Origin of the sequence: Streptomyces sp. FH025 (assembly GCF_017427025.1) — a bacterium.
In the GTDB taxonomy this organism is placed as follows: Bacteria; Actinomycetota; Actinomycetes; order Streptomycetales; family Streptomycetaceae; genus Kitasatospora.
Genome location: NZ_JAFLNG010001226.1, coordinates 1 through 1,058, shown reverse-complemented (window position 1 = coordinate 1,058; position 1,058 = coordinate 1). Strand labels below are relative to the sequence as shown.

Annotated in this window: 1 protein-coding gene; it reads right to left on the bottom strand. The window is 72.7% G+C overall.

Annotated features, from left to right (window positions below; translation table 11 throughout):
• Positions 1-72: 72 nt before the first annotated feature.
• On the bottom strand, positions 73-1,058 hold a 986-nt coding region (locus tag J0670_RS38575; RefSeq protein WP_207817427.1), incomplete at its 5' end, for a hypothetical protein.

Below are 1,058 nucleotides of genomic sequence, written 5' to 3'. Positions count from 1 at the left end.
GCACGCACCCCAACGCCGCCCCGCCCGCCCTCCGGGCGAACGACGGGAGTTCGAAGACAGGGCCCAGGCGGGTCAGCCCAGGGTGAACCAGGTGCTGCGGGACTTCTTCCACTCCGGGTGGGTGAGGTCCTTGGCGGCGGTGCCGTCGGCGTACAGGTCGGCGGAGCCGTTGTCGGTGATCAGCTGGGCGCGGGCGCCGGGGGCGTCCAGGTCCGGGACCTCCGGGACGGCCTCCCAGGCGCCGGCGTCGCCGGTCGGCAGGTCGAGCAGCTTGACCGGCTTGGAGGCGGCCCGACCGTCCCAGCGGTAGAGCGCGTACGGGGCGGAGTTGTCCTCGGCGGCCCAGGAGCCGGCCACGATCAGGTACTGGCCGAGGTCGTTGCGGCGCAGGTCGCGGATCGACAGCCCGCCGAGGTCCAGTTCGACCGGGTCGCCGAAGGTGGCGTGCACGGCCGAACCGCCGAACAGGGAAGAGAAGTTGGTGACCGGCACCAGTAGCGCCCGGCCGCCGGTGACCGCGGGGGTGAGCGGCGCGCGGAAGCCGATGTAGGCGGTGGTGGTGCTGCCGGGGGCGAACTCCAGGCCCTCGACGTTGAAGCCGTCGATCTGCTTGGGTGCCTGCCCGTCGGCGGCGCCGGCCGCGAAGCCGTAGCGGTTGCCGTGGGCGGTGTCCCAGGCGATCAGGTCGTCGCGCAGGCCGTGGTACGAGCCGGTCAGGGAGAGCTGGGTGTCGGCGCCGGAGCCGGTGACCTTGGTGGTGAACAGGGTGTGGCGGTCGGGCTTGACCGCGCCGTCCTTGTTGTTGCCGAGTGAGCCGGTCCAGTAGACCGTGTCGCCGACCCGGGTGGCGGCCTCGATGTCGATCTCCTTGGAGACGCCGAGCGCGGAGCTGAAGTCCCAGGTGTGCACCGGCGCACCGGAGTTGTTGCGGTCGTACAGGCGCAGGGTGTTGGACTCGTCGTCGCCGACCAGGATGTAGCCGCCGCCGGCGTCCACCGCGGCCGAGGCGTCGCTGGAGCCGGTGAGGTAGCGGCTGGCGGCGGAGTCCCGGACGGCGG